The sequence below is a fragment of the Micrococcus sp. Alg238-R198 genome, from assembly GCF_900537135.1.
GTDB classification, from domain to species: Bacteria; Actinomycetota; Actinomycetes; order Actinomycetales; family Micrococcaceae; genus Micrococcus; species Micrococcus luteus.
Genome location: NZ_UNRH01000001.1, coordinates 332,112 through 356,507, shown reverse-complemented (window position 1 = coordinate 356,507; position 24,396 = coordinate 332,112). Strand labels below are relative to the sequence as shown.

25 protein-coding genes are annotated in these 24,396 nt (G+C 73.6%); 20 read left to right on the top strand and 5 right to left on the bottom strand.

Annotation, left to right across the window (positions count from 1 at the left end):
• Positions 1–6: 6 nt before the first annotated feature.
• From hisB to G6R13_RS01595, 6 genes are all read left to right on the top strand, one after another.
• Positions 7–588: an imidazoleglycerol-phosphate dehydratase HisB gene (gene hisB / locus G6R13_RS01615; RefSeq protein ID WP_152743305.1), complete on the top strand. Its 582-nt coding sequence runs from the start codon at positions 7–9 to the stop codon at positions 586–588.
• Positions 588–1,247 carry an imidazole glycerol phosphate synthase subunit HisH gene (hisH, locus tag G6R13_RS01610; RefSeq protein WP_004167703.1) on the top strand — a complete coding sequence of 220 codons (660 nt, stop codon included), beginning with the start codon at positions 588–590 and terminating at the stop codon, positions 1,245–1,247. The genes hisB and hisH overlap by 1 nt, the downstream gene beginning before the upstream one ends.
• Positions 1,247–1,405: a hypothetical protein gene (locus G6R13_RS12195; protein ID WP_004167696.1), complete on the top strand. Its 159-nt coding sequence runs from the start codon at positions 1,247–1,249 to the stop codon at positions 1,403–1,405. Before hisH ends, G6R13_RS12195 begins: the two co-directional genes overlap by 1 nt.
• A 32-nt stretch (positions 1,406–1,437) precedes the next feature.
• On the top strand, positions 1,438–2,223 hold the full coding sequence (gene priA, locus G6R13_RS01605; protein WP_020628149.1) for a bifunctional 1-(5-phosphoribosyl)-5-((5-phosphoribosylamino)methylideneamino)imidazole-4-carboxamide isomerase/phosphoribosylanthranilate isomerase PriA: 786 nt from the start codon (positions 1,438–1,440) through the stop codon (positions 2,221–2,223).
• Positions 2,220–3,221: an SseB family protein gene (locus G6R13_RS01600; RefSeq protein ID WP_060973580.1), complete on the top strand. Its 1,002-nt coding sequence runs from the start codon at positions 2,220–2,222 to the stop codon at positions 3,219–3,221. The genes priA and G6R13_RS01600 overlap by 4 nt, the downstream gene beginning before the upstream one ends.
• 122 nt (positions 3,222–3,343) lie before the next feature.
• Positions 3,344–4,570, top strand: coding sequence for a trypsin-like serine protease (locus G6R13_RS01595; RefSeq protein ID WP_223247523.1), 1,227 nt, complete (start codon positions 3,344–3,346; stop codon positions 4,568–4,570).
• Between the two features lie 99 nt (positions 4,571–4,669).
• Here the strand turns inward: G6R13_RS01595 and G6R13_RS01590 are convergent, their stop codons facing one another.
• Genes G6R13_RS01590 through G6R13_RS01580 form a run of 3 tightly spaced genes read right to left on the bottom strand, consistent with a single transcriptional unit; the run spans position 4,670 to position 7,063 of the window.
• Positions 4,670–5,215 carry a MarR family transcriptional regulator gene (locus G6R13_RS01590; protein ID WP_227717910.1) on the bottom strand — a complete coding sequence of 182 codons (546 nt, stop codon included), beginning with the start codon at positions 5,213–5,215 and terminating at the stop codon, positions 4,670–4,672.
• The gene (locus G6R13_RS01585) at positions 5,187–5,876 is read right to left on the bottom strand and encodes an FMN reductase (RefSeq protein WP_123244096.1); all 690 of its coding nucleotides are present in this window, start codon (positions 5,874–5,876) and stop codon (positions 5,187–5,189) included. The genes G6R13_RS01590 and G6R13_RS01585 overlap by 29 nt, the downstream gene beginning before the upstream one ends.
• Positions 5,873–7,063: an LLM class flavin-dependent oxidoreductase gene (locus tag G6R13_RS01580; RefSeq protein ID WP_123244097.1), complete on the bottom strand. Its 1,191-nt coding sequence runs from the start codon at positions 7,061–7,063 to the stop codon at positions 5,873–5,875. Before G6R13_RS01580 ends, G6R13_RS01585 begins: the two co-directional genes overlap by 4 nt.
• Before the next feature lie 141 nt (positions 7,064–7,204).
• Here G6R13_RS01580 and G6R13_RS01575 point away from each other — a divergent pair, with 141 nt between their 5' ends.
• Together G6R13_RS01575 and G6R13_RS01570 are read left to right on the top strand one after the other, a co-directional pair.
• Complete coding sequence (locus tag G6R13_RS01575; protein ID WP_123244098.1) at positions 7,205–7,786, top strand: hypothetical protein; 582 nt, start codon at positions 7,205–7,207, stop codon at positions 7,784–7,786.
• Between the two features lie 71 nt (positions 7,787–7,857).
• Positions 7,858–9,261 carry an MFS transporter gene (locus tag G6R13_RS01570; protein ID WP_123244099.1) on the top strand — a complete coding sequence of 468 codons (1,404 nt, stop codon included), beginning with the start codon at positions 7,858–7,860 and terminating at the stop codon, positions 9,259–9,261.
• Between the two features lie 19 nt (positions 9,262–9,280).
• Here G6R13_RS01570 and G6R13_RS01565 read toward each other — a convergent pair whose 3' ends face one another.
• The gene (locus G6R13_RS01565; protein WP_163720923.1) at positions 9,281–9,859 is read right to left on the bottom strand and encodes a dienelactone hydrolase family protein; all 579 of its coding nucleotides are present in this window, start codon (positions 9,857–9,859) and stop codon (positions 9,281–9,283) included.
• A gap of 633 nt (positions 9,860–10,492) precedes the next feature.
• Entirely contained in the window at positions 10,493–13,492 is a 3,000-nt protein-coding gene (locus G6R13_RS01560; RefSeq protein WP_163720921.1) for an FtsK/SpoIIIE domain-containing protein, read from the bottom strand.
• A 237-nt stretch (positions 13,493–13,729) separates the two neighbouring features.
• Here G6R13_RS01560 and G6R13_RS01555 point away from each other — a divergent pair, with 237 nt between their 5' ends.
• The 12 genes from G6R13_RS01555 to G6R13_RS01500 all read left to right on the top strand — a co-directional run bounded on the left by G6R13_RS01555 (position 13,730) and on the right by G6R13_RS01500 (position 24,370).
• Complete coding sequence (locus tag G6R13_RS01555) at positions 13,730–14,956, top strand: ATPase, T2SS/T4P/T4SS family (RefSeq protein WP_041104284.1); 1,227 nt, start codon at positions 13,730–13,732, stop codon at positions 14,954–14,956.
• A complete protein-coding gene (locus tag G6R13_RS01550; RefSeq protein WP_010079080.1) occupies positions 14,956–15,813 on the top strand; it encodes a type II secretion system F family protein in 858 nt (285 codons plus the stop codon). Before G6R13_RS01555 ends, G6R13_RS01550 begins: the two co-directional genes overlap by 1 nt.
• Positions 15,810–16,751, top strand: coding sequence for a type II secretion system F family protein (locus G6R13_RS01545; RefSeq protein ID WP_041104286.1), 942 nt, complete (start codon positions 15,810–15,812; stop codon positions 16,749–16,751). The genes G6R13_RS01550 and G6R13_RS01545 overlap by 4 nt, the downstream gene beginning before the upstream one ends.
• A gap of 87 nt (positions 16,752–16,838) precedes the next feature.
• Positions 16,839–17,045, top strand: coding sequence for a hypothetical protein (locus G6R13_RS01540; protein ID WP_010079078.1), 207 nt, complete (start codon positions 16,839–16,841; stop codon positions 17,043–17,045).
• Between the two features lie 2 nt (positions 17,046–17,047).
• Positions 17,048–17,476: a TadE/TadG family type IV pilus assembly protein gene (locus tag G6R13_RS01535; protein WP_036381779.1), complete on the top strand. Its 429-nt coding sequence runs from the start codon at positions 17,048–17,050 to the stop codon at positions 17,474–17,476.
• Positions 17,460–17,888, top strand: coding sequence for a hypothetical protein (locus tag G6R13_RS01530; protein WP_036313982.1), 429 nt, complete (start codon positions 17,460–17,462; stop codon positions 17,886–17,888). Before G6R13_RS01535 ends, G6R13_RS01530 begins: the two co-directional genes overlap by 17 nt.
• Complete coding sequence (locus G6R13_RS01525; RefSeq protein WP_036381775.1) at positions 17,888–18,346, top strand: Tad domain-containing protein; 459 nt, start codon at positions 17,888–17,890, stop codon at positions 18,344–18,346. The genes G6R13_RS01530 and G6R13_RS01525 overlap by 1 nt, the downstream gene beginning before the upstream one ends.
• Complete coding sequence (locus tag G6R13_RS01520) at positions 18,343–19,083, top strand: alpha/beta hydrolase (RefSeq protein ID WP_036381772.1); 741 nt, start codon at positions 18,343–18,345, stop codon at positions 19,081–19,083. The genes G6R13_RS01525 and G6R13_RS01520 overlap by 4 nt, the downstream gene beginning before the upstream one ends.
• Before the next feature lie 159 nt (positions 19,084–19,242).
• Positions 19,243–20,397 (top strand): LysM peptidoglycan-binding domain-containing protein, encoded by a 1,155-nt coding sequence (locus tag G6R13_RS01515; protein WP_036381769.1) that lies wholly within the window; start codon positions 19,243–19,245, stop codon positions 20,395–20,397.
• 167 nt (positions 20,398–20,564) lie between these two features.
• Positions 20,565–21,686, top strand: coding sequence for a peptide chain release factor 2 (prfB, locus tag G6R13_RS01510; protein WP_049147200.1), 1,122 nt, complete (start codon positions 20,565–20,567; stop codon positions 21,684–21,686).
• 217 nt (positions 21,687–21,903) lie between these two features.
• Positions 21,904–22,971: a 2,3-butanediol dehydrogenase gene (locus G6R13_RS01505; protein ID WP_205521328.1), complete on the top strand. Its 1,068-nt coding sequence runs from the start codon at positions 21,904–21,906 to the stop codon at positions 22,969–22,971.
• 190 nt (positions 22,972–23,161) lie between these two features.
• Positions 23,162–24,370 (top strand): acetyl-CoA C-acetyltransferase, encoded by a 1,209-nt coding sequence (locus tag G6R13_RS01500; RefSeq protein ID WP_070708977.1) that lies wholly within the window; start codon positions 23,162–23,164, stop codon positions 24,368–24,370.
• Positions 24,371–24,396 lie beyond the last annotated feature (26 nt).

Genomic DNA, 24,396 nt, shown 5'->3' with positions numbered 1-24,396 from the left:
GCGCGCATGACGCGCACCACGAGCGAGTCGGACGTGTACGTCGAGATGGATCTGGACGGCACCGGCCGCGCTGAGATCTCCACCACCGTGCCGTTCTACGACCACATGCTCACCGCGCTGTCCCGGCACTCCCAGATCGACCTGACGGTCCGTGCCACCGGGGACACGCACATCGACGTGCACCACACGGTCGAGGACGTCGCCATCACCCTGGGCGAGGTGCTCAAGACCGCGCTCGGGGACAAGTCCGGCATCCGCCGCTTCGGCGAGGCGTCCGTGCCGCTGGACGAGGCGCTGGCGCGCGCCGTCGTCGACGTCTCCGGCCGGCCGTACCTCGTGCACGAGGGCGAGCCCGAGGGCCAGCAGTACCACCTCATCGGCGGGCACTTCACCGGTTCCATGACCCGCCATGTGTTCGAGTCGATCACGTACCACGCGGCGATCTGCCTCCACATGGACGTCGTGCGAGGCCGGGATCCGCACCACATCGTCGAGGCGCAGTTCAAGGCCTTCGCCCGCGCCCTGCGCGCCGCCGTCGAGGACGACCCCCGCATGACCGGCGTGCCCTCCACCAAGGGCGCCCTCTGATGGCCCGCCCCACCACCGTCCCCGGCGTGCGGCCGCGCGTCGCCGTCCTGGACTACGGCTCGGGCAACGTGCACTCGGCGCTGCGTGCCGTGGAGCGGGCCGGCGCGGAGGTCGAGCTCACGCGCGATCCGCAGGCCGTGCAGGAGGCCGACGGGCTGCTCGTGCCCGGCGTCGGGGCGTACGCGTCCGTGATGCGGGCACTGACCGAGGTCGGCGGCACCCGCTGGATCGGCCGCCGCGTGGCCGGGGGCCGACCCGTCCTCGGCATCTGCGTGGGCCACCAGATCCTCTTCGACGCCGGCGTCGAGCACGGCGAGCGCACCGCAGGCATGGGGGAGTGGCCGGGTGTCGTCGCCGAGCTGCCCGCCGAGGTCCTGCCCCACATGGGCTGGAACACCGTCCGGCCGCCCGAGGGCAGCGCCCTCTTCGCGGGCATCGAGGACGAGCGGTTCTACTTCGTCCACTCCTACGGCGTGCTCGAATGGGAGTTCGACCAGACGATCTCCGCCATGCGTCCGCCCCAGGTCACCTGGGCGCACCACGGCGCGGACTTCATCGCCGCCGTGGAGAACGGCCCCCTGTCGGCCACGCAGTTCCACCCCGAGAAGTCCGGGGACGCCGGGCTGCAGCTGCTGCGCAACTGGCTGGAGACCCTCTGATGCCCTACTGGTCCGTCCTCTACCTCGCCCTCGGCGGGCTGCTGCTCGGCGCCGCCTGGTCCATGCGCACGCAGAAGGCGCCGCTGTGGGCCATCGTGATCGTCCTCGTGCTGGCCGGCATGGCCATCGCCGCCTCCTTCCTGACCGTCGGCGCCTGACCGCGCCGGCCGCCCCACCCGAGAGGAACCCCATGACCCCGAACGCCCCCGCCCTCGAGCTGCTGCCCGCCGTCGACGTCCAGGACGGCCAGGCCGTCCGCCTCGTCCAGGGCGAGGCCGGCAGCGCCACCTCGTACGGCGACCCGGTCACCGCCGCCCTGGACTGGCAGCGCGCCGGCGCGGAGTGGATCCACCTCGTGGACCTGGACGCGGCCTTCGGTCGCGGTGACAACCGCGAGGTCATGCGCCGTGTGGTGGAGGAGATCGGCGTGAAGATCGAGCTGTCCGGCGGCATCCGCGACGACGCCTCGCTCGAGAACGCCCTCGAAATGGGTGCGGCGCGCGTGAACCTGGGCACCGCCGCCCTCGAGGACCCGGACTGGACCGCGCGCGTCATCGAGCGCTTCGGCGACCGGGTGGCCGTGGGCCTCGACGTGCGCGGCACCACGCTCGCCGCCCGCGGCTGGACCAAGGAGGGCGGCGACCTCTGGGAGGTGCTCGCCCGCCTCGAGGATGCCGGCTGCGCCCGCTACGTGGTCACCGACGTCACGAAGGACGGCACGCTCAAGGGGCCGAACACGGAGCTGCTCGCCCAGGTCTGCGCGAAGACCGCGAAGCCGGTCGTCGCCTCGGGCGGCATCTCCTCCCTCGAGGACGTTGCCGCGCTCGCGGCCATGACCGGCCAGGGCGTCGAGGGCGCGATCATGGGCAAGGCGCTGTACGCCGGCCGCTTCAGCCTGGAGCAGGCGCTGGCCGTCGCCGGCGGCGCCACGGTGGAGCAGGCGCGCTCCGAGCAGCCCGGCCCGGTCGCCCCGTGACGGGCTCGCACGACGACGGCGGCCTGGCCCGCGGCGACGGGCTCGGTCCGATCGACGAGACGGTCGCGGTGCCGCATCCGGCGGCCCGGGAGCTGCCGGGGCACATCCGGGCCGCACTCGACCGCATGCGGGAGAAGACCGCGGGCGAGAACACCGCGGACACCGCGGGCATCCCGTGGCAGGGCCGCGACCTCTCCGGCCCCGGCGTGGACGGCTCCGCGAACCCGTTGCACGTGTTCGACGAGGACGACGGCACCAGCCCGGCCGAGTGGACCGCCGTCATGGCGGCCCTGACGGACGGCTCCGCCGGTGAGCGGGAGGTGACGGAGGTGCTCGCGCGCATCCGCGTGTTCGCCGCCGTCGTGCCCACCCTCGCCGGGGACGAGGACGACGTCCACGACCACGCCGACCACACCGGCCACGAGCACGACGTCGCGGCGCACGGGGACAAGGCCGCGGACGTGGCCCTCGTGACCATGCGCGCGCCGGACGGCCGGCAGGCGCTGCCGGTGTTCACGAACGTGCCCGCGCTGACGGCGTGGAACCCGGTCGCCCGACCCGTGGCCGTGTGGCTGCCGCGTGCCTGCCTGTCCGCCGTGGACGAGGGCTGTGAGCTCGTCGTCATCGACGCCGGCGCCGAGCACACGTACGTGGTGCGACGCCCGGCCGTGTGGTCGCTCGCCCAGCAGAGGGAGTGGACCCCCGCCTATCGGGACCAGGAGATCGCGGACGAGATCGCCGAGATCGCCGACCTGGTCCCGAACCTGTTGAACCTGGGCCTCGCACCCGGGTCGGGGGTGGCCACACACACGGGTTCCGGCGCGGTGATGAACGGAGGCGGGGCCGGGCCCGAGCTGCAGATCGTCGCGATGCCCACCCGGGACGCCGACGCGGCCGGGGTGCGCCTGATGACGGCCACGCTCAAGACCCTCCTGGCAGACCTGCCGCTGCTGGCCGAGCGGGCCGACTCCGTGGAGATCACGGTCCGCCGACCCTGATCGGTCGCCCGGCCTGTCCGGTACCGTTGAGGGGGAGGGGAGGGCCCGTGGTGGCCCCACCCCATCCTGGAGGCCGTGCGCCGCGCGCCGGCCCCATGCCTCCCATCCTCCGAGGAGTACCCATGAGAACCAGAACCTTGACCGGCGTCGCCACCGCGGCGCTGGGCGCGGTGGTGGTGGCCGGTGCCGGCCCCGCCCTCGCGCAGACCACGCTCACCCAGGGCTCGGCGATCACCGCGCCGGCCGGGGCGTGCAGCCTGACCATCGTCGACGACGCCACCGCCTACACCGCGGCCCACTGTGGTGCGGGCCAGTGGCAGATCGGCTCGACCGTCCGCGACGTCGACGGCACCGCGATCGGCACCGTCTCGGCACTGCCCGGCGATTCGGGCGTGGACGCGGTCCGCGTGGCCCTGGCCGACGACGTCGACGTCGTGGGCGACTGGTCCACGCGGCCGGCCTCGTCCATCGGTGTGGGCGAGACCGTCTACACCCACGGCTCGTCCGTGCCGCTGGGCGCGCCGAACACCGTGTCCCACACGCAGACCTTCGAGGCCGCCACGGTCTGCGACGACGCGTACGCGGATCAGGTTGCCCTCGACACCGCCTCGACCTACGCCGGCGACTCGGGCGGGGCCGTCTATGACGCCCAGCAGCGGGTGGTCGGGGTCATCTCGGGCATCGCCCCGGTGACCTTCGACGCCGAGGGCAACGTGGTGGGCTGCGACGCCCAGGCGATGTCCTCGATCATGGTCCCGGTCGAGTCCCTCGACGCGCTGGACGCCTCCGCGGCGCCCGCCGCCGAGACCGCCGCGGCCGCGGAGACCGCTCCGGCCGCCGAGACCGCCCCGGCGATCGCCGACGTCGCGGGCCCCGTGGCCGACGAGGACCTGCCCACCGGCGGCGAGCCCGCCGTGGACGAGTCCGAGCTGACCGAGTTCACGCCGGCTGAGGAGGAGGCCATCGCGGCCGAGCTCAAGGCCCGCGCCGAGGCCGCCGCGGAGGAGGAGGCCGCCGAGGCGGCCCCCGCTGCTGAGGCCCCGGTCGCCGAGGCCGCTGCGCCGGGCGTGACCGACGTCGTGGCCGCGCCCGCCGAGGGTGTCGCCTACGGCACCCAGGTGGTCGCGCAGACGGATCAGGGCGGCTTCGCCTCCGTCACCGTCACGGCCTACGACGCCGACGGCACGGTCCTCGGCCAGGACGGCCTGGACCTCACCGGCGAGTACCGCGCCTGGCTGCCCGTGCCGGCCGAGGTGCCCGCGGGCGGCTCCGTGGTGGTCACCGTGGTCGACGCCGCCGGCGCCGCCACGGACGCCACCGTGACCCTGGGCGGTCAGCTGGTCGGCTGATCGATTCCGCCCCGAACGACACGACGAGGCCCGGTGATCCCGCACGGATCACCGGGCCTCGTCACGTCCCGGGGCGGCCCCGGCCAGGTGGGGACGCGGTCAGCACAGCCCCTCGAGCCGCCGTCCCAGGCGGGAGAAGATCCGGGTGAGGGACTCCGCCTCGCCCGGCGCCAGGTCGCCGAGGAAGAGCTCGTCCACCTGCCGGGCGTGCTCGATCGCGGCGCGCCGGAAGGCGGACCGGCCCTCGTCGGTGAGGACGGCCTCGAAGCCCCGCCGGTCACAGGCCACCGGGCGGCGGTCGATCAGGCCGCGGGCCACGAGCGTCTTCACCTGGTAGGTGATGCGCGACGGGGAGAAGACCATCCGGGACGCCAGCTCTCCCAGCCGGAGCCGGCCCTCGGGGGACTCGTAGAGGAGCAGCAGCAGGTTGTAGTCGGCCAGCGACATGCCGCAGTCCTGTTTCAGGCGGCGCTCCAGGACCTCCGTGAGCATCTGGGTGGCCTCGAAGTACGCGCGCCAGGCGCGCTTGGGCGGGTCCACCGGGCGGTGCGCCTCCGAGGCGGAGCCGAACCAGCCGCCGTCGGGCTCCGCCGGCGCCGCGTCCTGCGTGGCGGGCTCAGGGGCCGGGGTTGAGGAGCTGCTCAAAGGGGGTCACCTCCAGGTCGAGGTCCGCGGGCGCGGCGGCGCGTGCCCGCGGGGGGCGGTTCAGGGTGATCTCGGCCAGGTCGCGTCCGGCGGCCCGGATGCGGGACTGCAGCGGGTCGGTCCGCATCGAGGCCTGCACGCCGGCCGCCTCGCCCCAGTCGTCCGAGGCCGCGAAGACCGCGGTCGGCACGATGCGGGCCTTGAGGTAGGCGAACAGCGGCCGCATGGCGGTGTCGATCATGAGCGAGTGGCGGGCGGTGCCGCCGGTGGCGCCGAGGAGCACGGGCACCCCGACGACGGACGTGGGCTCCGCGAGGTCCCAGAAGGACTTGAACAGGCCCGAGTAGGAGGCCTTGTACGTGGGCGAGACCGCGATGACGGCGTCGGCCTGGGCGACCTCGTCCAGGGCGGCGCGCAGGGCCGGGGAGATGGCGAAGGTCACCAGGGCCTGCGCGATGTCCACGGCGAGCTCCCGCAGCGTGATCAGGTGGATCTGCGGGACCACGCCGTGCTCGGAGAGCGCGGCCGAGGCGGATTCCGCCATGCGTTCGGCGAGCATGCGGGTCTGGGACGGGTCCCCGGACCCGCCGGAGACCACGGCGAGGTGCCGGGCCTGCGGCGTGAACGGGGCGGAGGCATCGACGGCGCCGGGGGTGGTCACTTCGCGGCACCGCCCTTCGCGGCATCGGCGGCGGCGCGCTGCTCGGCGGCCGCAGCGCGGTCGAGCTGGGCCGGCGATCCCTCCTTGCCGCCGGGCACGGGGGCCTCGCCGCGGCGGGCGCGCGCCACGAGGAACTCGTGGGTCGGGGCCGCCGGGACGTCGTCCGGCTTCAGAGCGTCGAACTCCTTGCGGAGCACGGGCAGGACCTCCTCGCCGAAGAGGTCGATCTGCCGGAGGACGGTGTCCGTGGGCAGGCCGGCGTGGTCGATGAGGAACATCTGGCGCTGGTAGTCGCCCACCCAGTCGCGGAACGTGAGCGTGCGCTCGATGACCTGCTGCGGCGAGCCGACCGTCAGGGGCGTCATCCTCGAGAAGTCCTCGAGGGAGGGGCCGTGGCCGTAGACCGGCGCGTTGTCGAAGTAGGGGCGGAACTCCGCCACGGCGTCCTGCGACTTCTTCGCCATGTAGGCCTGGCCGCCCAGGGCCACGTACGCCTGATGGGCCTTGCCGTGGCCGTAGTACTCGTAGCGCTGGCGGTACAGGCGCACCATCTGGATGACGTGCTCCTTGTTCCAGAAGATGTTGTTGTGGAAGTAGCCGTCGCCGTAGTAGGCGGCCTGCTCGGCGATCTCGGAGGAGCGGATGGAGCCGTGCCACACGAAGGGGGCGACGCCGTCCAGGGGCTGCGGGGTGAGGGTGAAGTCCTGCAGCGGGGTGCGGTGATTGCCGCTCCAGTCCACGGTCTCCTCGTGCCACAGGCGATAGAGGAGGTTGTAGTTCTCCACGGCGAGCTGGATGCCCTGGCGGATGTCCTTGCCGAACCACGGGTACACGGGGCCGGTGTTGCCGCGGCCCATCGTCAGGTCCACGCGACCGTCGGCGAGGTGCTGCAGGTACGCGTAGTCCTCGGCCAGACGCACCGGGTCCATGGTGGTGATCAGGGTCGTCGCCGTGGAGAGCTGGAGGGTCTCGGTCTGCGCGGCCAGGTAGGCCAGCAGCGTGGGCGGGTTGCCCGGGGCCACGAAGGGCGGGTTGTGGTGCTGACCGGTCGCGAACACCTCGAAGCCCGCCTGCTCGGCGTGGCGGGCGATCTTGACGGTGTCCTTGATCCGCTGATGCTCGGTGGGGGCGGTCCCGTTCGTCGGATCGGCGGTGATGTCACCGATCGTGAAGACGCCGAACTGCATGGTGTGCTCCTCAGTGTGCCCGGGGGAGGGTCTCACGGTGCCGGCCGCGCCGTCGCCGTGTCCTTCAAAAATGAACTATACCGCACAACGAGCCGCCCCGTCCTGAATATTCCGCAGGGCCCGACACGGCAGACTGGTCCCATGAGCCCCGCCTTCGACGCCGGTCGCCTCGCCCACACGGACGTCCTCATCCTGCAGCAGGTGACGAGCTTCCTGTCCAACGACATCCAGGTGACGGACCCGGACGGGCGCACCGTCGTCTCGGTGGTCACTACGGGCGGGGGCCTGGGCCGAATGCTGATGGGGAACCGCAGCTTCGACGTGGTCGACGGTGACGACGGCCGCGTGCTCTTCCGCCTCGCCGACCCGGCCACGTTCGGCCGCGACCGCTTCGCGATCCTGGACGCCGACGGGCTGCCCCTGGCCCACCTCGCCCGCCAGTTCGCGTTCCTGCGGACGTCCGTGAGCGTCGAGGTCGTGGACGGCACGTGCTTCGCGGTGATCGGCGACCTGTGGGACCACGACTACGCCATGACCGTGGGCCAGCAGCCGATCGCCCGCGTGACCGCGCGGTTCGGAGGTGTCATGAACGCCCTGGCCGGGCGCTCGCGGTACGAGATGCGCCTGGAGCCCGGCATGCCGCCCGTGGTGCGCTGCGCCGTGCTCGGCACGGCCATCGCCCTCGACCTGATCCGGGCCAAGGACCGGCGCAGCACCAGCTGAGTCCGCTGGACGTGCGGCCGTCTCGGCGGCGCCTCCGGGGCGTGCCTTGACGCCTCCCATAGGATTCGACGGTGGACTTCGGAGCGTACGGACGGCTGTTGCAGGACCCTCGGATCCGCCATCTGCTGGCGGTGGGGTTCATCGCCCGCTTCCCGCACACCGCGGCCGGGGTGATCCTCACCCTCCACGTGGCGCTCACGCTGGGGCTGGGCTACGGCCAGGCCGGCCTGGCCGCGGCGGCGATGACGCTGGGCATCGCGGTGGGTTCGCCGTGGCGGGGCCGCGTGGTGGACGCGAAGGGGCTGCGCCGCGCACTGCTGCCCTCCGTGATCGCGGAGGCGGTGATCTGGCCGATCGTCCCGTGGCTGCCGTTCTGGCCGATGCTCCTGGCCGTGTTCCTGGGCGGCGTGTTCTCGCTGCCGATCTTCTCCGTCGTCCGTCAGGGACTCGGCGTGCTCACCCGCGGCAAGGACCGGCAGACGGCCTTCGCCCTGGACTCCATCGTCACGGAGACGATCTTCATGATGGGCCCGGCGCTGGGCGCCGTCGTCGCGGCCACGTGGTCGAGCGCCCTCGGCCTGACCATCGTGGGCCTGTCCAGCGCGCTGGGCGGCATCCTGCTGATGTGGTTCAACCCGCCGACACGGTCGAGTCAGCTGGCCGTCGTCGGACCGGCGACCGAGGACCCGTACACCGAGGAGCAGGACCGTCAGGAGGCGATCGCCCAGGCGGTGACCGCCGCGCCCATGCACGTGGAGATGGCCGCCCCCAGCCTGGCCACTGGCGCACTGCCGGCCATCACGGAGGCCATCCCGATCGTCAGCGGGGCGCTGCCGGTGATCGCCGCGGACGGCTCCGGGCCGACGACGGCGCCGCGCCGGGCCCGGGCCGAGCGGCTGCGGCAGTGGCGGCGGAGCCACTTCTCCTGGGTCGGGTCGGAGGTGCTCGGCGTGCTCGTGGTGTCGATGGCGGCCGGGATCGTCATGGTCGGCACCGAGGTCTCGATGGTGGCCGAGCTGGAGTCGCAGGGCGCCGCGGCGTCGGTGGGTCTGGTGTATGCGTTCTGGTGCGGCGCCTCCGCCGTGGGCGGGCTGTTCTACGGGGCGTGGGGCCGCCAGGTGCACCCGTACCTGCTGATGGCGCTGTTCGCCGTGGCGACGGTGCCGCTCGCGCTCGTGGACGGCGTGTGGGCGCTCGCGCTGGCCTCGATCCCCTCCGGCCTGCTGACGGCGCCGACCCTGGCCTCGGCCTCGTCGCGGCTGTCGCATCTCGTGGAGGAGGAGCGGCGTGGCGAGGCGATGGGCTTCTACGGCTCGGCCATGACCGCGGGCGCCGCGATGGGCGCCCCGCTGGCCGGCGTGTTCATCGACAGCATCGCCCCGTCCGCGGGCTACGTGTTCGCGGCGGCCGCGGGCTTCGTGCTCGTGCTGCTGGCCGCCCTGGCGACGGTGGCGCGCGGGCGGCGCTCCGCCTGAGTCGGGCCCGCTCCGCGGCTCAGGCCAGGAGCTCGTGGATGCGTCGGATCAGCATGGCGGTGAGGTCCGCGTCGAAGTCCGCGGTGGAGGAGTCCATGAACAGGTGCCGGTCCGTGTCGTACTCGAAGAGGTCGGCGGGGCGGTCCGGGTGCTCGGCGGTGGCCGCATAGGAGCGGGCGGTCTCGAGGTCGCCCTCGAGGGCCCAGGGGTCGCGGGTGCCGAGGTGGATCTGCAGGGCGGTGTGGGGCTGCCAGAGCGGGGCGTAGGCGTCGAGGGCCAGGACGCCGGCCATGGCGATGCACGCGCGGAAGCCGGGGACCACCTGGGCGGCACGCCAGGCGGGCATCACGCCCATGCTGATGCCCGCGACGACGGAGGCCTCCTGGTGCTCGGCACACGCCCGCATGCCGCGTCGGCCGATCTCCTCGAAGCCGAGGTGCTGGGCGTGGGCGACACCCTCGTCCACGGTGGCGAACGTGCGGCCGTCGTAGAGGTCAGGGGTGTGGACGGTGTGACCGCCGCTGGCGATCTGTTCGGCGAGCGCGCGCACGCCGTCCGTGAGACCGAGGGCGTGGTGGAAGAGGATGATCTGCGCCATGGGTCAGAGCGTAGACCGCGGTGAGCGGCTGCCCCAGAGGGCGGGTGGGTGATCGGGGGCGAAGAAGAGAGGTGGCTCGCGTGTCTCGCCACACGTAGGGTGGCGCTCATCGCGGCGGATCGGAGAGAGCCATGCAGCTGAGACGCTGGGTCCCGCTGGCCCTGGTGGGTTTTGCTCTGCTGGCCTGTTGGATCAACTGGCCGGACCCTTCAGGGCGTGGACCCTGGGGGAGTGCTGTGTCGACTCTGCTGGTCGCAGCGGCGCTCATCGCGTGCATCGCGAGCGCAGTTCTTGCCCGATCGGTGCCGGTTGGGATGGTCGCCCTGGTCTTCTCGGCGGCGGCCCTGGCGGGGTCCCTCGTGACGCAGGCGCCGGCTTCGGTGCCCTGGGTTCTCGCTGGAGCAGGCCTCCCGGCGCGTGCTCTGCTGGGTGGGGACGGGGCCGCTCGAGGCATGAGCGGGCAGCGGCCTCGTCGCTCCATCCGTCCTGCGACCTCCAGGACGTCATCGCCGGACGACGCCGCGGCCGATAGGTCGCCGTCCCCTTAGGACGTACGGCGACGAAGGGGCGCCATGTCTGGCTGCTCCCGGTGCGCTCGCCCGTGACGTCCACGCGGCATCGCCGTCAGTGCGGTCACGCCGGGGCGGGAGACGCGAGCTGGCAGGGCATGCCGGGTTCGGGGACGGCGGGACTGATGTGCACGGCCCGCCCCGGCAGGGGCTCGACCTCGGTCAGCCGGGGCCAGACGAGCCGGTGCTCGGCGTTCGTCCCGGCCGGCACGAAGAATCGATGGGGCAGGTGCAGCAGCAGCCGGCCCGTCGCCAGCTCGCGGCCGCCGAACACCGCCAACCGCAGCCCGGCGGCCGCCGGACGGCCGAGCCAGTCGTGCACGTCCTCCTCGACCGTGCGGTAGGTGTCCCCGACGCGCAGGCCGGACCACGCGTTCCAGCCCGTGATCACTGCCGTGCCGCCGGCGGCCGCGAGCTCGCGCAGGCGGGCCAGGACGGCCTCCCCGGCACCCTCGGAGTCCGGGGTCAGCACCGGCCACCCGGACCGTGCGGCCGCCGCGGCCTCCCCGGTGCCGTCCAGCACGGCCACCGGCCGGCCGCTGCGCATCGCCACCTCGACGACGGCGGCCAGCGTCTCCGCGCGACCGCCCGCGGCCTCGACGATCCATGCGGTGCGTCCCTCCGCGCCGGTCGGCCACCGCCAGGGACGGTGCCGGCCGTGGGCCGCGTCGTCGAGCAGGGCCAGGGCCGTGGCCTCGGCCCGGCGACCGCGGTCCGGCACCCAGCGCTCCGGCAGGGCGGGGGTGACCACGGGCGGGGGTGTGGGCCAGTCACCCGCCGCGTACTTCTCCACCAGGACCGAGACGACGGCCTCCCAGGGGGCGACGCCCGGGGCGGCCGCGGCCTCGCCCAGCCGTCGCCACACGGGCGTGCCGCCGTCGACCGTCCACTGGGATGCGCGGAACGAGACCGTCGGGCGCCCCGCCGTCGAGAGGATCGCGGAGCCGGGGCGACGCGGGTCGAGCCGGGCCGCGGCGGCCGTGCCCACCAGGTCCCACGACTCCTGCTCCGTCGCGGTGCGCAGGGCGATCGTGCTGCCCAGGTTCGAGCGCAGGTCCGAGCCCACCGCACCCGTGGCCCGCTGCGTGGCCAGGATGAGGTGGAAGCCGAGGGAGCGGCCCGTGGCGGCCAGACGCTGCAGGACGGCGGCCGCGTCCGGGTGGTCGTCCACGAGCACGCGCAGTTCGTCGATCGCCACGACGAGCCGAGGCAGCGCCGCGTCCGGATGGCGGCGACGGAAACCGGGATAGTCGCTGACCCCGGCCTCCGCGAAGAGGGCCTCGCGGCGATGCAGCTCCGCCCGGATGGCGCTCAGCGCCCGCAACGAGGCCGTTCCCACGTGGTTGGTCTCCAGGCTCATCGTGTGGGGGAGCGCGCCCAGCGGGCCGAACGACGCGCCGCCCTTGAAGTCCAGCAGCAGGAACGCGACCTCGGCCGGCGGGTGGTGCGCCGCGGCTCCCAGCAGAAGGGACAGCAGGAGATCCGACTTCCCGGATCCCGTGGTGCCCGCGATGAGCAGGTGCGGACCGTCGGCGGCCAGGTCCATCTCGACGACGCCCGTCTCGTCGCCGCCCCGGGCGAGGGTCACGGTGAGCCCGTCGACGGCATCGCGGGCGCCCACCTGCCCCGGGGGTGTGAGCGTGCCGTCCCCGTCGTCGGTGGGCAGCAGGCCGAGGTCCACGACGTCGTCGGCCAGCTCGGTCAGCCAGGCGGTCAGGGTGCCGTCGGCGAGGCCGTCGGCGGCCACGTCCTCGAAGCGCTGCTGTTCGGCCGGGACCACGACGGTGCGCCCGCGCAGGTCGACGACGGCGTCCCCCGGCGCAGGCGGCGGCCCGGTGAAGTCGTACTGCGTCCAGGGCAGATCCGTCTGGGCCGTGGGCGTCGTCCCCGCGTCGTCGCCGATGGCGGCCCGCCACGCTCGCCACGCCGGATCCAGTGCCGCGTCCTCAGGAGCCGACACCAGCAGCCGCGGGCCGGACCCGCCCGACCACCAGGTGCGGCGGACTCCACCGGCCTCCACCACGAACGCGCCGTCGGCGGCCACCGCGTGCCGCAGGAGCTGGAACACCGCCCACCGGCAGGCCCCGGCCACATCGCGCGGCGGCCCGACCACGACGACGCGCGACTCCGGCGGTGACGTCGTCATCACGGTGCGCCGCGACGTGACGGCCTCCACCCATGCCTCGTCCGGGTCGTCCCGCGACAGGGACAGCGCCCCGACGCCGGAACCCCACGAGACCGCCACGGCCTCGTCGGCCCCCGACGTCAGCCCGAAGCGGTCCGTCGCGCCGGAGCGGACGGCGCGGGCCACCGCACCGGGGCTCAGTGCCGCCTGAGCCCGCCGGCGCACGACCGCGTCCGCGCGGGCGGCGAGCAGCCGCGCATGCCGCAGCCGGGTACGGCGCTGCATCGCCAGCATGACCAGCGCCACCGTCACGGACAGCACACCGAACAGCAGGAACATCGGGTTGCCCATCATCAGGACCAGGGCGACCCCGAGCACCAGCGGGCCCAGGGCCGCCACCAGCGGGATCACGACGGACTGCCGGGCCGGTGGGGATCCGAGGTCGACGGCGGGCGGCTCCGGCGTGATCGGCCGCGGCAGGGCGGCCCCGGGCCCGCGGACCAGGCCCAGGGCGGTCCGGCCCACAGGGAGCGGGCTGCGGCCGTCCCACAGGCGTCCGGTGTCCCGAGGACCGTCGTGGACGTGCAGCCCGGTGGGCGCGAGCCGCAGACGCATCGGCCGCGACGGGGCAGAGGGGTCGTCCAGCAGCAACCGCGCCCCACCGCGTCCCGTGCTCAACCCGCCCTCCCCCAGAGGGACGAGGCGGCCGGCGTCGGGTCCGTGCTCGGTGACCACCGCGAGCTCCGGCCCCCGGGCCGGTGCACTCCCGACCCGTTCCGCGTACGTCACGCTGCGCGGCCCGGCAGCGCACCGGTGCAGCGACCGGGCGGGAAAACGTTCCCGCACCGCCCGGTCCTGCTCGTCCGCGTCGGCGGGGAAGTGCTCCACCCGCCATGTCTCGGGAGCGGCCCCGCCCAGGATCCGCACGCTCCAGGCCATCCCCGCCCCTCCCTCCTGAGACCGGCGACCGGCCCGTCCGGCCGCCTGGGGACGACCCTGCCACGGCCTGATGGCGGTTCGGGCGGCCTGTGGACAACTCCCCGTCGAACGGGACCGCCGCCACGTTGTCCACAGTCATGGTGTCCTGGACCACACGCGTCGACGGAACGGGGTATCTTCCTGATCGAGACGTGTGCGGCGCTGGGGATGGCGCCGAATCGGGCACAGGAGGGACACATGGATGCGGTGCGCATTCTCGAGGACGAGATCCGGGAGATCGTCCGGCGGCAGGGCATTGACCCGCAGCGTGAGCACGCCCGGGTCCTGACGCTCATCCAGGACGCGGCGGCGGACTACGAGTCCCGCGCGATGGTCAGCTCGCTGCCGGACCTGGAGGATCCCGTGGCGGCGCGGCAGGACCTGTTCGACCGCATCGCGGGCCTCGGGCCACTCCAGCGGCTCATGGACGATCCGTCCGTGGAGGAGATCTGGCTGAACGCGCCGGACGCCGTCTACTGCGCGCGGTCCGGCCGCTCCGAGCTGACGGGCATCGTCCTGACCGAGGAGGAGGTGCAGGACCTCGTCGAAGTCATGTTGAAGTCCTCGGGCCGGCGGCTGGACCTGTCGATGCCGTTCGTCGACGCGGCCCTGCCGGACGGTTCGCGCCTGCACGTGGCCATCCCCGACATCACGCGGCGGCACTGGGCCGTGAACATCCGGAAGTTCATCGCCCGGGCGCGCCGGCTGGACGACCTCGTCCGGGGCGGTTCCCTCACTCCGACGGCGGCCCGCTTCCTGGACGCGGCCGTGGACGTGGGCATGAACATCCTCGTCAGCGGGGCCACCCAGGCGGGCAAGACCACCCTGCTCAACTGCCTGGCCTCGGCCATCGGCCCGCGGGAGCGGGTGATCACCGTGGAGGAGATCTTCGAGCTGCAGATCCCGGTGCGCGACGTCGTCGGGCTGCAGTGCCGCCAGCCGAACCTGGAGGGCCACGGCGAGATCCCGCTGCGCCGCCTCGTCAAGGAGGCGCTGCGGATGCGCCCGGACCGCCTGATCGTCGGCGAGGTGCGCGAGGCCGAGGCACTGGACATGCTCGTCGCGCTGAACTCCGGCCTGGCCGGCATGTGCACGATCCACGCGAACTCGGCCGCGGACGCGCTCACGAAGCTCTGCACGCTGCCGCTGCTGGCCGGGGAGAACATCTCCCGGGACTTCGTCGTCCCGACGGTCGCCACGTGCATCGACGTCGTCGTGCACTGCGAGCGCGACCGTCAGGGCCGCCGGCGGGTGCGGGAGATCCTCACCGTCGGCTCACGGGTGGAGGGCGGGGTCATCGAGACGTCGGCGCTCTTCCAGCGTGACGCCGAGGGCGACCTGCGCCTCAACGAGGGTGCGAACCTGGAGTTCGAGGCGCTCGCCCGTCGCGGCGTGGACGTCCACGAGCTGGTGGGGCTGCGCTGATGGCCGCGCTGCTGGGGCTCGCGCTCGGCTGCGGCCTGTTCCTGCTGTGGTGGTCCCTCTGGTCCCCTCCCACGGAGAAACCCGGGGCCGCCCGCCCCGACTCGCGCCTGCGTGTGCTGATCGCCCAGTCCGGCATCCAGCGTCTCAGCCCGGCCGGCGTCGTGTCCGCCATGGCCGTCGGCGGTCTCGTGGTCGGGCTGCTCGTCCTGTCGCTGACCAGTACGTGGACCATCGCCGCGTGCTTCGCCGTCTTCGGCGCGGCCGTGCCCTGGCTGCTGTTGTCCTGGCAGGCCCGCCGGCGGTCCACGGCACTGCGCGAGCTGTGGCCGGACGCGATCGACCACGCCCGGTCGGCCATCCGCGCGGGCCTGACTCTCCCGGAGGCGCTCATCCAGCTCGGGGAGACCGGGCCGGAGGGGCTGCGCGAGCCGTTCCAGCAGTTCGCCCGGGACTACCGGGCCGGAGCCCGCTTCGTGGACGCACTGGACCGGCTCAAGGCCCGGATGGCCGACCCCGTCGCGGACCGCCTGGTGGTCTCGCTGCGCCTGACCCGCGAGGTCGGCGGCGCCGACATCGGCCGTCTGCTGCAGACCCTCTCCGAGTTCCTCCGGCAGGACGCCCGCATCCGCGCCGAGCTCGAGGCCCGGCAGTCGTGGACCGTGAACGCGGCCCGGTTGGCGGTGTGCGCCCCGTGGCTCGTGCTCCTGCTGCTGGGGACCCAGCCCGCCGCGGTCGCGGCCTACCGGTCCGCCGCCGGCGGGGCCGTGCTCCTCGCCGGCATGGTGGCCTCCGTCGTCTGCTACCGCGTCATGCTCCGCATCGGCGCGCTGCCCCGGGAGAAGCGGGTGTTCGCATGACGTCCGCGCTGATCTGGGCCGCGCTCCTGGGCCTCACCCTCGGGGCGGGACTGCTCCTCATCCTGGTCACCCAGCCGGTGGGCTGGCGCCCCAGCCTCGAGCAACGGGTCGAACCGCAGCTGCGCCACCACATCCCGGCCTCCCGCCTCCTCGAGGAGGAACGTGCGGGCGCCTCACCCTGGGGAGCGTGGGGACGCATCCTCGATCCCGTGGTGCAGGCCGGAGTCGGCTGGGTCCAGCGCATCTCCCCGGGCGGGGTGGCGCTCGACCGCAAGCTGGCCGCCGCGGGGCTCGCGGTCACGTCGACGGACTTCCGTGCCCAGCAGGTCCTGAGCGGAGCCGCGGGGGCCGCCGTGGCGGCCGTCCTCGCGCTCAGCCTCACCGTCACGGGCCGCGTGCCGGTGATCACGGGGGTCGCCCTCGTGATCGCCGGCGGCATGGCCGGGTTCCTGCTCCGGGAGCAGCTGCTCTCCCTGCGGGTGCGACGGCGGCGCGAGGCCATCCTCTCCGAGTTCCCGTCCGTGGCCGAGCTGTTCGCGCTCTCGGTGGGCGCGGGGGAGAGCGCCGCCGGAGCGCTCGAACGCATCGCGGGGACGGCGCGCGGGGAGCTGGCCGGCGAGTTCCGCACCACGCTCGCCGACATGCGTGCCGGGGCGTCGCTGTCCGCGGCGCTCAAGGCCATGGGACGGCGCGTGCAGCTGGCCCCCGTCGAACGGTTCATCGGGGGCGTGCTCATCGCGCTCGACCGCGGCACGCCCCTCGCCGACGTCCTGCGCGCGCAGGCCCAGGACGTGCGTGAGATGGGTCGCCGCGAGCTCATGGAGGCCGCCGGCCGGAAGGAGATACAGATGATGGTGCCCCTCGTGTTCGGCATCCTCCCGCTCACGGTGATCTTCGCCGTCTTCCCCGGCATCTCCCTGATGCGCCTGGGGTTCTGAAGACCCACAACTGAATAGTCCATCCATCCACCCACGATCACCATCCACTCCGGCCGCACGGGCGGCCGGCCACCCGAGGAGGGGACCATGCTCCACCACCACGCCATCACCGTCCTGGCCGCCCTGCGCGCCCTCATCCACGACGACGTCCGCGACGAGCGCGGCGACGTCCCCGGCTGGGTGATGATCACCCTCATGTCCGCCGTGCTCGTGGCCGGCCTGCTGGCCCTCGCCCTGCCGGCGCTCCAGGGACTGTTCAACCAGGCCATCTCCCAGGTGTCCCAGGGCGGCTGAGCATGCCCCGGGGTGCTGCCCACGGCGCGCAGGCGCCCCGTGGCGGCCACACGGGTGTCCGCTGGCGGGACGACCGGGGCGCCGCGGTGGCCGAGTCCACCATGGTGATGACCCTGGTCGTCCTGCTCTTCGCGGCGCTGCTCCAGGCCGGCGTCGTGATCCACACGCGCAACGTGATGATCGACGCCGCCTCCGCCGGCGCCCGGTACGGGGCGCTCGCGGACCGGAGCCCCGAGGACGGCGTCCAGCGGGCTCGGGAGCTGCTCTCGGCCGGCGTGCCCGGCCAGTCCGGGGCCGACGTCGCCGCGGAGCTCACCAGCCAGGACGGGGTCCCGGTCCTGCGCGTCACGGTCTCGAGCTCGCTGCCCGGCCTGGGGTTCCTGCCGGGCCCGATCCCCGTGGAGGTGAGCGGTCATGCGTTCCGTCAATGACGTCCGCGACGAGCGGGGAGCGGCCACGGTCGAATTCCTGGGCCTCACCCTCGTCCTGTTGATCCCCGTGGTGTACCTGATGATCTACGTCTCCCAGGTCCAGGCCGCGGCGTTCGCCTCGGTCGCCGCCGCTGACCAGGCCGTCAAGGCCGTGGTCGCCGAGGCTGATCACCCCAGCGCAGGCGCCGCCCACGCCACCGTCGAGCTCACGCTGGCCGACTACGGCGTGGGCGCCGGCCAGTACGACCTGACCGTCGGCTGCGATCAGGGCGGCTGTGGCACGCTCGAACCGGGCGAGGTCGTCGCCGTGCGGGTGGACGTGGGGGTGCCCGTCCCTCTCACGCCGGCAGCGTGGTCGCTGACCCCCGTGACGGTGGGTTCCGACGCCCGGCAGACTGTGCCGAGGTTCTGATGCGCCGCCGCCTCACCGCTCGCCTGGGTCACGACGACGGGCAGACCACCGTCCTCACCGTCGGCCTGTGCGCCGTGCTCGTGGCCCTCATGCTGGTCATGCTCGCGGTCACCACCGTGCAGTTGCAGCACCGCCGCCTGCAGTCGCTCGCGGACTCGGCCGCCATCGCCGGGGCAGAGGAGCTCGGCTTCCGGCTGGGGGAGGACCCGGGCGTCGTGCTCTCCGACGACGACGTCGCCGCCTCCGCCAGCGCACACCTCGCGGCCGTCGGTGCCCAGGAGGCCGTGCCCGGGCTCGGCGGGATGAACGCCCGCGTGGCCGACGACGGCACCACCGTCGTCGTCACCCTCGACGCCCGGGCCGATCTGTTCGCCATGACCGGCCCGTTCGCGGGGACACTGCCCCTGTCGGTCCCCCTCGAGGCGACGGGCAGCAGTCGCACTAGCCTGGCCCGGTGATCCGCTTCCTCCACGGCATCGGTGGCCGGCCCGCCCACTTCGAGCCCCTTGCTGACGCCCTCGGCGCCGTGGCCGACCTCGCCGCCTCGCCCGCCCTGCCCGGCCACCCGGGCACGGACGCCGGCGGTCAGGGCCGCCCCCGGGCCGCACGGCCGGCGACCGATGCGGACCCCGTCCTCGACGCCGCCCGCACCTGGGCGGCGCAGGCCGGCCCCGTGCCGGGGCTGCTGATCGGCCACAGCACGGGCGGGGTCATCGCGCTGCGCGCCGTCGCCGACGGGCTGGTGCGGCCCCGCGCCCTCGTGGTCATCTACTCGAACGTCCCGGTGACGGACACCGCCCTGGCCGCCCGGGCGGCCAAGGCCCGCCTCGCCGCCCGCCCGGACTGGCGGAGCGTGCTCCGCGCCTCGCTCGCGCGGGACCTCCTCGTCCCGGAGCCGTGGCGCGAGCGGATCCTGACCGACCTGGACGCCACGCCGGACCATCCGATGCGCGAGCTCTGGGCCGCCGTCCTCGCCGCGGACACCCGTGCCCTCTGGGCCGGCATCACCGTCCCGACGCTATACGTGCGCAGCACCCGGGACGTCCACCAACGGGACCTGGACGCGGTCACGCAGCACGCCACCGTCGTCGATGTCAGCACGGGCCACTGGCCGCACGTCACGGAGCCCGAGGCCGTCGCGGCGGCGATCCGCCGCTGGCACGCGACCGTGGCCACCCAGGCTTCCCACCGCTGACCGCGCGCCCGCCGCCGACCGATCATGTGTGCCCCTCCGAAGCGGGCAACGCGCCGAGACGTCCCGCGCGCCGTACACTGATCTGACCGCATCCGGTGTGACGCACGTCTCGAGTGGTCAGTCCGGCGGAAGCCCGTCCTCCCCGCCTGAAAGCCCCGCATGAACCGCTCCATCCTCGGCACGCGCCTCGGCGCCTCCGTCCTCGTCGTCGCCGCCCTGGTCTCCGCGGCCCCGGCCGCCCCGGCGGTCACCTCCACCTCCGGGACGACGACCACCACCGCGACCACAGGGCTCGCGCCGGGCACCTACCTGGCCCAGTCTGGGGACACGTGGGCGTACATCGCCCCACGCGTGGGCGTCGAACTCGCGGACCTGCTCCGTGCCAACGGCGCCACGACCAGCACCGCGATCCGCGCCGGCCAACCCCTCGTCCTTCCGGCCGTTTCGAAGCACCTGCCGGCCACCTCGCGCACCGGCACCCCCTACTCCGGGCCGATGGCCCCCTCCTCGGCCGGTCGCCGGGTGACCGTGATCGGCGACTCCATCGCCCTCGGCGCGGCGTCCCTGATGAACCTCGAAATGCCGGGCCTGACCATCGACGCCCGCGAGGGCCGCACCTTCGCCCAGGGCCTGACACGCCTGGCCGAGCTCAAGCAGGCCGGCCGCCTCGGTGACGTCGTCGTGCTCGGCCTCGGCGTGAACGACGGCGGTGCCACGGCCACCCAGGTCCGCCAGGCGATGAACCTCGTCGGGACCGGACGCACACTCGTGCTGGTCACGGCCTCCGGCCCGGTCGCCTGGGAGACGTCCACCAACACGGCGATGCGCAACCTCGCCGCCACCTACCCCAGCCGCGTGGTGGTGGCGGACTGGAAGCGAGCCTCGGCCTACGTGACGGACTTCCGCGAGGACCGCATCCACCCCCGCGGGCAGGGTGCGAGCGTCTACGCGCGTCTGGTCCGCCTCGCCGTGGACACCGCGCCGGTGCTGCGGTCCACGACACCCCGGACCGTCACGGTCCAGGCCGGCGACACCCTGAGCCTCATCGCCACCCGCTACGGGGTTACCGGCGGCTGGCAGGCGCTGGCCACCCTCAACAAGATCTCCGACCCGTACGTGATCCGCATCGGCCAGACCCTGCTGCTGCCCACCACCTCCACCACGACGACGCCGGCCACCTACACCGTGCTCCCCGGCCAGGGCTGGTACGCGGTGTCCCGCGCCACGGGCGTCCCGGTCACCCAGCTGCTCAGCCTGAACGGCGCCACGTTGACCACCGAGATCCACCCGGGCCAGCGGCTGCGCCTCCGCTGACCAGACGGGGACGGTGGGCCGGCGGCCCTCCGGCGACCCACCTTCCCGAACCCCACCTGCTCCCCACCGCACCGCTGTTCCTGGACGTCGCGCGGGTCTCGGCCCGGGAGGACTCGTCGTCACCGGCCGCGACCGGCGTCCACCCCACGCGGTAGGCTGGCCGAATCATGGCTGACACTGACTTCTCCGCGGAGATCGACTCCCTGCGCCACACCCTGGCCTCCATCGAGCAGGTCTCGGACCTCGACCGCATCAAGGCGGACATCGCCGAACTGGAGCAGCAGGCCTCCGCACCGGACCTCTGGGACGACCCGGAGGAGGCCCAGAAGGTCACCTCCAAGCTCTCCCACCGTCAGACGGACCTCAAGCGCATCACCTCCCTGGAGAGCCGCATCGAGGACCTGGAGACCATGGTCGAGCTCGCCGCGGAGGAGGACGAGCCCTCCCTCCTCGACGACGCGAACCAGGAGCTGACCTCCATCCGCAAGGCCCTGGAGGAACTCGAGGTCGTCACGCTGCTCAGCGGCGAGTACGACCAGCGCGACGCCGTCGTGACCATCCGCGCGGGCGCCGGCGGCGTGGACGCGGCCGACTTCGCCGAGACCCTCATGCGCATGTACCTGCGCTGGGCCGAGCAGCGCGGCTGGTCCACCAAGGTCATGGACACCTCCTACGCGGAGGAGGCCGGCCTGAAGTCCGTCACCTTCGAGGTCAACGCGCCCTACGCGTTCGGCACCCTCTCCGTGGAGGCCGGCACGCACCGCCTCGTGCGCATCAGCCCCTTCGACAACCAGGGCCGCCGCCAGACGTCCTTCGCGGCGGTCGAGGTGGTGCCGCTGATCGAGTCGGACGACTCCATCGAGATCCCCGAGTCCGAGATCAAGGTGGACGTGTTCCGCTCCTCGGGCCCCGGCGGCCAGTCCGTGAACACCACGGACTCCGCCGTCCGCATGACGCACCTGCCCACCGGCATCGTCGTGTCCATGCAGAACGAGAAGTCGCAGATCCAGAACCGTGCCGCCGCCCTGCGCGTGCTCCAGTCCCGTCTGCTGCTGCTGCGCAAGGCCGAGGAGGACGCGAAGAAGAAGGAGATGGCCGGCGACGTCAAGGCGTCCTGGGGCGACCAGATGCGCTCCTACGTGCTGAACCCGTACCAGATGGTCAAGGACCTGCGCACGGGCCACGAGGAGGGCAACCCCTCCTCCGTGTTCGACGGCCACATCGACGATTTCGTGGACGCCGGGATCCGCTGGCGCGCCGAGCAGGTCAAGGCCGCCCAGGAGGACTGAGCCCCACGGCGCGGCCCCGCCGCCCAGGCCACCACGACGCCGGCCCGCACCTCCGCAGTGAGGCGCCGGCCGGCGTCGCCGTTCAAGCCCCCGCAGGGGCCTCGGGCCTGGCCCGGGAGACCGGCCCGGTGGGATGCTCGAAGCACCGGGCAGGCGCCCCCGCGCGCCGGTCCGGCACCAGACTCCATTCCCACCCAGGAGGTCGACCAGCATGACCATGCGCGCCGCCCGTTGGCACGGCAAGAAGGACATCCGCATCGAGGAGATCGACTCGCCCACGGCCGGCCCGGGGCAGGTCCTCGTGGACGTCGCGTGGTGCGGCATCTGCGGCACGGACCTGCACGAGTACCTCGAGGGCCCGATCTTCATCCCGCCGGCCGGGCACCCGCACCCGATCTCCGGCGACGCCGCCCCCGTCACGCTCGGCCACGAGATGTCCGGCACCGTCGCCGCCCTGGGCGAGGGCGTCACGGACCTCGAGGTCGGCCAGAAGGTCGTCGTGGAGCCGTACATCGTGCGCGAGGAGGACCGGGACCGACCGGACTACAACCTCGCGCCGGACATGAACTTCATCGGCCTGGGCGGCGACGGCGGCGGACTGGCCGAGCAGATCGCGGTGCAGCGCCGCTGGGTCCACCCGGTGGCCGACTCCGTGCCTCTCGACCAGGCCGCGCTCATCGAGCCGCTCTCCGTGGCCCACCACGCGTGGGTGCGGGCCGGCTCTCCGACGTCGGGCGTGGCAGTGATCGGTGGCGCCGGCCCCATCGGCGCGCTCACGGCGGCCGTGCTCAAGGGCAAGGGCCTGACGGTGTACGTCTCCGAGCTCTCGGAGCTGCGCCGCCAGAAGGTGCTCGAGGCCGGCGTGGTAGACGAGGCATTCGACCCCCGCGAGGTGGACGTGTCCGCGAAGATCCGCGAGCTGCACGACGGCCAGGGCGCGGACGTGGGCTTCGAGTGCACCTCGGTGGACGTGGTGCTGGACATGCTGCTGGACGCGGTGCGTCCCGGCGGGGTGATCGTTAACGAGTCCATCTGGGGCCACGAGCCCGCCGTGGCCCTGCACAAGCTGGTGATGAAGGAGATCGACCTGCGCGGCACCATCGCGTACGCGAACGACCACGCGGACACCATCCGCATGGTCGAGGACGGCGCCGTGGACCTCGCGCCGTTCATCACCGGCAAGATCGGCCTCGACGACCTGGTCGACCAGGGCTTCGAGACCCTCATCCACCACAACGAGACGGCCGTGAAGATCCTCGTCTCGCCCACCGGCCAGGGCCTCTGAGGCTCCGGCCCGATCCCCGGACGTCCCGACGACGGCCCGCACCCGCGCGCTGCGGGTGCGGGCCGTCGTGGTCCCTGTGCCGCGGCGCGCCGTCACAGACGCGTCGCTCCCTGGCGCGCCTGTGACCGGGGTCATAGACTGCATTTGAGTGAATCGTGATGAACCGAGTTGAACGTCCCAGGAGGACCGCATGACCGCCGAGCTGCCCCAGCCTCAGCCCACCGATGCCGTGATCGTGGGCGGTGCCCGCACGCCCTTCACCCGGCTGCTCTCGCAGCAGGCCGACCTGCGCGCCGTGGACCTGGGCGCCCACGCGATCACGCACGCGCTCGAGCGCGCCGGCGTGGCCCCCGAGGACGTGGACATGGTCTACATGGGCCAGGTCGTGCAGGCCGGCGCGGGCCAGAACCCGGCCCGCCAGTCCGCGCTCGCCGCGGGCATCCCGTGGAACGTCCCGGCCATGACGATCAACAAGGTGTGCCTGTCCGGCCTCACCGCCGTGATCGACGCCGCCCGTCTCATCCGCCTCGGCGAGGCGGACGTGGTGGTGGCCGGCGGTCAGGAGTCCATGACCAACGCCCCGCACCTGCTGCCCGGCGCGCGCAAGGGCTTCAAGTACGGCCCGGCCACCATGCTCGACGCCGTCGCGTGGGACGGCCTCACCGACTCCCTGAGCCACGAGGCCATGGGCGAGCTGACCGAGTCCGGCAACGGCGAGCGGAACATCGCCCGCGCCGAGCAGGACGAGGTCGCCGCGGCCTCGCACCAGCGGGCCGCCCGGGCCCAGTCCGAGGGCGTCTTCGAGGGCGAGATCGCCCCGGTGGAGATCCCGCAGCGCAAGGGCGACCCGCTGGTCGTCTCCCAGGACGAAGGGGTCCGCCCGGACACGACCGCCGAGTCGCTGGGCGCCCTGCGCCCGGCGTTCGCGAAGGACGGCACCATCACGGCCGGCAACTCCTCGCCCCTGTCCGACGGCGCCGCCGCCCTCGTGGTGACCTCGCGGGCCTTCGCCGAGGAGAAGGGCCTGACGATCCTCGCCACGGTGGGCGCACCCGGCCAGACCGCCGGCCCGGACAGCTCGCAGCTGCACTCCCAGCCCTCGGACGCGATCAACGCCGCCGTGCGGAAGCAGGGCTGGGACGTGGCCGACCTTGACTTCATCGAGATCAACGAGGCGTTCGGCGCGGTGGCCGTGCAGTCCCTGCGCGACCTCGGCTACCCGCACGAGAAGACCAACATCCACGGCGGCGCCATCGCCCTGGGCCACCCGATCGGCGCCTCCGGCGCCCGGCTGGCCCTGCACGCCGCCCTCGAGCTCGACCGGCGCGACGGCGGCCGCGCGGCCGTCTCGCTCTGCGGCGGCGGCGGCCAGGGCGAGGCCCTGATCCTCTTCCGCTGACAGACCGCCCCTGACAGAAAGGACCC